The sequence below is a fragment of the Deinococcus multiflagellatus genome, from assembly GCF_020166415.1.
In the GTDB taxonomy this organism is placed as follows: Bacteria; Deinococcota; Deinococci; order Deinococcales; family Deinococcaceae; genus Deinococcus; species Deinococcus multiflagellatus.
The window spans coordinates 21,639-27,638 of sequence record NZ_JAIQXV010000031.1; the positions used below are offsets into that span (position 1 = coordinate 21,639).

The window sequence follows — 6,000 nt, forward strand, 5'->3', positions numbered from 1 at the left end:
ATCGACGGTGACATCCTGCGAAGCCCTTCCTGTCTTGTTGGAGCGCTCGCTTCACTGCAGCGGGGTTTCCTGCCATTTGCTAAACACCTCTTGACGCAGGGCTCGCATGGCTTGAGGATCTCCTCGCTTGGGATGGACACGGTTGGACAGGAGAACCAAGTATTCATTGCGGCCAAAATCCAACCACAGACTCGTGCCGGTAAATCCAAGATGACCCCAGACATTTCCGGAGGGGTTCCAATCCTCGTAACTCTCCCAGGCGAGGCCACGGCTGACACCGAGCTGCTTGGTGTGGTCGGTGAACGTCAGGGCTGAGACCTCGTGCCCACCGACCACGGCGCTCCGGGTGAGAACGGCGCTGGCAAACCTGGACAAGTCGCGTGTCGTCGAAAACGCTCCGGCATGTCCCGCCACACCGCCGAGCCACGCCGCACTTTCATCGTGAACGGAACCCTTCAGACATGTCCCATCCCGTTCTTCCGTGGAGGCAATGCGTGCCAGAACCGACCCATCAGGGTTGAAGGTGGTGTCCGGCATATCAAGCGGTTTCCACACGTACTCTTTACAGGCTCTCTCTAATGGCATCCCTAATACCTGTTCAAGAATGAAGCCGAGCAGGATAAATGGCCGGTTGGAGTACGAGACCCGACTGCCTGGTATCCATTCAAGTTTCTCGTTCACCAGCCTTTCCCGGATGGTCGCAGCGTTCCTCGGATACTGTGATAACCAAGTTGCCTGCATCAATCCCGAAGTGTGGGTAAGGAGCTGTTGAATAGTGATTGGGGCCGCTGGAGCCTGAGCAGATTCAGGGATTAGGTCCCCAACGGTCTGCGTCAACTGCAATGCGCCGCTCTGCAACGCTTGAGCCACGAGCGGCCACGTTGCAACCACTTTGGTGAGGGAAGCGATGTCGTAGATCGTCGAGTTTTGTGCTTCCACACGTGTAGGAACGACCTCTGCATATCCCACAGCCCGATCAAGAAGAAACCGATTTGGTGAACCCCAGATGATCGCAGCTCCCGGAATGACCTGTTCGTTTATGCCACGTTTTAATGCGTCGACCATCGCCTCGGCCTTTCCCTCCACAACTACGCTATGGCTTTCGGAAGAAAGTGGACTAATGTGCATGTCGGCATCATAGGGCAAAGCCAACCCCCACTCACCCAAAACCACCTTCCTTTCAAACGCTTGTGGCCGTTTCAACTACGACACGTTCAAGAATCGCTCGTAGGTGAGATACATGCCGTTCAGCAAACTCTTCTATTGTCCGGCGGTGCCACACGGCCTCGTTATAGGACCAGGTGAGCTGTAGTCGTCCAGTGTCTGCCGACAGCTCGCCCCCAATGTTGAAGCGGGGGAATTTAGCGCCTGGGGAGGGGGGACGCGGCACCGTTTCATCCGCTTCTTTGAAAAGCGTGGATGATACCCCGCCGCCGCTGGCGCCGTAGTAATTGATGAGAAAGGTGCATGGGTAAAGCTCGTTCAGCAACTGTCTGTACCGTGGGTCATGCGCTCGACGCTGGAGCGCGTGGTAGCCCATGCCATTTTTCGGCACGTTGCGTAACTGCTGCAGAATGGAATCAAATCGTGCCCGTTGGCCTGCAGGAGGGAGTGAAAGGTACACTGGGTAGTGGTATGCCAACCAACCAATCGTTCTAGAGAGGTCGATGCGGGTGAACTGAGGAATTCGGCCATTGGTCATGAGCCGCACAATCAGTTGATTCTGCCCAGTCCATTCTGCAAATGATTCTGCGAGCGCGGCAACAATGAGCTCTTCAGGGCGGAAGCCCAACCCCAGTGCTTGCCGGAAAAGGGAACTGTCTAACTCGGACAAATTTCTGGACAGGACAACATGGATATCTTCCCGAATTTCACCTTCTATATCCCTGGGCAAGGCGGGTACGCTCGCCCAGGGGAAGGTGCTCCAATACGATTCTGCTTCCAACGACACCTGCTCAGACTGTGCATAAGCTTCGAAGGTCTGGCACCACTCCGCATATGTGGCACTCCCAGAAGCGACGTTCATCGCTCGATCAAACGCCAGTGATTCGTAAATCTCCTCAAAGTCGGCAAGAAAGACGGACCAGGAAACCAGATCAAAGATGAGGTGGTGACCGATCACGACGAGTCTTGAGGTGCGGTCGTCCCCAACATCCAACTGGACCACTTTGAAAAGTGGTGTGTTCTCGAGCTGAGGGGCGTTGAAAAGGGCGTGAACCAATGTACTGATCTCATCCTGGGCATTCCACGTCGTTCGGTGCTCGGTCACATCGTCCAAAGAGAGATCACACACTTCCTGTATCCAGGCGCCGTCCCGCCTAAAGTGCCTGACACGCAGCGCATCGTGACGCTGTGCGAGGATTTCAACGACACGGCGCACCATCTCAAAGTCGAGGGGGGCTGCAGTTGTCAGGACCTTTACAGTGAGGAATGCGGCATGTGCCTGAGGAAAGCGCCGCTCGATGTAGTTCGTCTGCTGGGGCAACAGCTCGAGCGGCCCTGCGGGACTCGTCAACTTGTTGTTAACTGGAATTGAAACCTGACTGCACAGATGGACTAACTCCTGGACGGAAGGGGCAGTATAAAGATCTAGAGGGGTAATGGAGAGCCCACGCTGCCGGGCAAGCGCGACCACACGTATCACGCTGAGTGAGTCTCCACCAGCATCGAAAAAATTATCCGTCGTTCCTACTGTGGCCGTGCCCAGCACCTGCTGGAACACAGTCAGCCACGCCCGTTCCTCGTCGTTCCTGGGAGGTGCTCCCAGGATGCGGCTAACTCGTTGCCGTGCCACTGGTAGCCGTTTAAGGTCAATCTTTCCATTGCCGTTCAAGGGGAAGTGTTCAAGAAATTCGTAGACCGTTGGCCGCATTATCCGGATCAACTTTGGCGCCAGGAACAGTTCCAGTTCCTCCGGAGTGATTGGCGTGTCTCCATCTATCTGGACATATGCGGCGAGAACTGGCCTGTCTGAAGCTTCTGGGTCTCCCCGCTGAAGGGTTACGACTGCCTTGTAGATACCGGGATGGCCTTCAAGAACTCGTTCAATTTCTCCCAACTCCACACGATTACCGTGAAGTTTGACTTGGCGATCAAGACGACCTAGCAGTTCCAGTTCTCCGTCCATCCGAAACCTTGCGCTATCGCCAGTACGGTACAGCATCCCTGCCGCAAATGGATTGGCCATGAAGGATGACGGTTTTGAACCAGAGGTTGCCAAGTAGCCAGCGGAGACGCCGGGACCACCGATGCACAATTCACCACGAGTGCCAGGCGGCACGAGACGTTGGTGGTCATCCAGGATATACACCAGGGTGTTGGTGAGTGGACGCCCGATCGGTACAGCTCCTGTCAGCATTGAACTTTCTGGAACAGGATACAGAACGCTGTCGATCGTGGTTTCCGTCAATCCGTAGGAGTTGAACACACGGCTGCCAGCAGGCAAGCAGGCAAGGACATCCTGGACTTCCCTGACACTCCATGCATCGGAGCCACAGGCGACCACCAGTGGCTTGGGGAACGCCCTGTTCTCATGCTGCATATAAGCGCAGAGTTCCCTTAATACTGAAGGAACGAACTCTGCGAATGTAATACCTTCGTTGCTTATCACATCTGCGAGTTTTGCCGGATCGAGCAAATATTCACGTGAACATACAATCAGAGTGCCCCCGAAGCAGAGCGCCCGCATGCAGTCACCGATGAATACATCAAAACCGAACGCAGCCATCTGAAGGTGAACATGGGGGGTTTCCGAAAGGCAGTACGCCTCGTCCCACGCTGCCGTTACGCTATCCAAGTTGGCATGTGTGACCTGCACCCCTTTGGGTTGACCTGTGGAACCGGAAGTAAAAATGAGGTAGGCGAGGCTCTCGGCTTCCGGGAAAGCCAGCTTGTCTAATGACCCGCTCAATGGGGGTATGTTCTCAACGATAACGGTGGGTCCCGAGAGTTCGAACTCTGGGAGGCGCTGGTTGCTACAAAGGACAGCTTCTGGCCGGACAGCGTTTAGGATTGCAGAAATGCGTTCTTCCGGGAGCGTCGGATCCAAACACACGAATGGGTAACCGGCAAACTGGCATGCCAGCATTGCAACGACCGCTTCCGGCGATTTGTCGAAGTAAAGAGCAATGCTCGCGCCTGGGGACAGGTGCAGGCCATGTAAACCCCGAATGAGGCCTTGAGCTTGACGACCAACAGCATCGTACGTCAACGTCCGTTGCCCCTCCCGAATTGCCACATGGGAAGCAAACCGCGTGAAATTATCTGCAATGCGTTTTGTTACGCGTTGTGCGGGCCCACGCAGCTGTGCGGCGCCACTCCAGACGTCTAGCAGCAGAGTTCTCTGTTCGTCAGCTAGTTCGTCAAGCTCCCCCACCATTACATGCAAGATGTCCGGCAGAGCCCGGACCATGGCAAGAAAGTTCTCGACAAATCGGGTGATTTCGATGTCTCGGTACAAGTCGGTCGCATATTCAAACTCGAAGTGACACGATTCACCTCTGACCTTCACTGTGCAGCTCAAGTCGAATTTTGAATAGTTAAACGGAATCGGAAGATGTTCGATCTGTGTCTCTTCCGACAACTGATGTTGATCATCCAGATAATGCAGGTCGAAAACCGTTTGAAAGATCGGGTGGTGCGACGGTGAGCGCTCTGGCTTCAAGCTGCGGACTATATCTTCAAATGCTACGGCGGCGTGCTCGGCAGCGGCGAACACACCGTCCGTTACTTCCTTGAGCAGCTCCGCAACCGTCATGTCGCTTTTCAAGCGCGTCCGCAAGGGAAGGGTATTGATGAAATAGCCCATGGTTCGGTCGATGTCCGTGTGCGCGCGGGTGTCAAACGGCACGCCGATCACTAGGTCAGATTGCTGAGCAGCACGCGCAAGCACGAGCTGAAACGCGAGTAACAGCACGCAGAACAGGGAGGTACCCTGCTCTTCGGCGATAGTCTTCAGAAGCTTTATCAGTTCGTCAGGTACCTCGTAGGCAACAGTTTTCCCGTTCAGCGACGGCGGCGAGGGTCGCTGGCACTGATGCGGAAGTGACGTATACGGCTCGGCCCCCTGAAGCCCAGCAGTCCAAAACGGCAGATGAGTCTGGAGTGCCTCCAGATAAGTCGCCCGGTGTTGCAGAGCGAAGTCCAGATAGCTTTTATGCCACACATGCCTGGCGCTGCCTTCAGCAGCAGCGTATTCCGTCTTCACCTCGTCGAGGAACAACTGCACAGATGTCCCGTCGAAGAAGATGTGATGGATCAGGCCGAGGAGGACGTGAGTCTGCCCATCAGTGATCAGGTGGACACTCAGCGCATTACCCTCATGGATGTCCCGTCCCTGCTTTAACTTCTGGTCAGCATATTCAAGGGCAAATGTTTGCAGCTGCAAAGACGTAGAAGGAGGTCGATGCGTCACTTGGAGGGTGAATGTCGAGTTCGCCGATAGCACCTGCTTGGGCTCTTCCCCGTCAACAATATGTGCTCGGAGGATAGGATGGCGCTCAGCCACCCGATCAAGTGACCGCGACAACCGGGGGATGTCGAGGGGACCAAGGATCAGAAATGCGAACGGAAGCGTGTATGCACTGTTGACATCTTCAGTCTGACTAAGAATCCATAGGGACTCCTGCATCCGGGTTAATGGGGCTTCTTGGCAGTGTTGAAGGCGTTGCTTGAGTTTGGTTTTAAGAAGTTCACGTGCATTCATGACGAGTAATCACCATCGAGAGAAGTAGGCGGCGAACTAAGCAAATGAGAAGCTCGACATTAACCGTCCAAGTGGGCATAGAGCTCGTCCACTTCAGCATCAGAAAAATCATCCAAGCGCTCGAGCACATATTCCGGTCCGAACTGCTCAAGCATCACGAGCGCCCGGCCCGGCCCGGCACCCATACGCTGCTGGGTGCATAGGTTGACCTGCAATGCCAGGGTTGGGTGTTCAAAGACGTCACGTAAACGCAGGTCTATTCCCAGCTGTGCCTTCAGGCGTGCAACCAGCCGGGC

The 6,000-nt window shown here is 55.1% G+C and carries 3 protein-coding genes; all 3 read right to left on the reverse strand.

What is annotated here, in order from left to right; all coding sequences use genetic code 11:
• Window positions 1–51: 51 nt before the first annotated feature.
• Window positions 52–1,128, reverse strand: a complete 1,077-nt coding sequence (locus K7W41_RS22255; RefSeq protein ID WP_224612641.1) for a serine hydrolase domain-containing protein — start codon at window positions 1,126–1,128, stop codon at window positions 52–54.
• Between the two features lie 52 nt (window positions 1,129–1,180).
• The gene (locus tag K7W41_RS22260; protein ID WP_224612642.1) at window positions 1,181–5,704 is read right to left on the reverse strand and encodes a non-ribosomal peptide synthetase; all 4,524 of its coding nucleotides are present in this window, start codon (window positions 5,702–5,704) and stop codon (window positions 1,181–1,183) included.
• A gap of 59 nt (window positions 5,705–5,763) precedes the next feature.
• Window positions 5,764–6,000, reverse strand: a 237-nt coding sequence (locus K7W41_RS22265) for a phosphopantetheine-binding protein (RefSeq protein WP_224612643.1), incomplete at its 5' end; no start/stop codon positions are given.

Bases quoted from the DNA above. Each gene is read 5' to 3' on its own strand.
- K7W41_RS22260 (WP_224612642.1), bottom strand. From the start codon at position 5,704: ATGAATGCACGTGAACTTCTTAAAACCAAACTCAAGCAACGCCTTCAA.
- K7W41_RS22255 (WP_224612641.1), bottom strand. From the start codon at position 1,128: ATGCACATTAGTCCACTTTCTTCCGAAAGCCATAGCGTAGTTGTGGAG.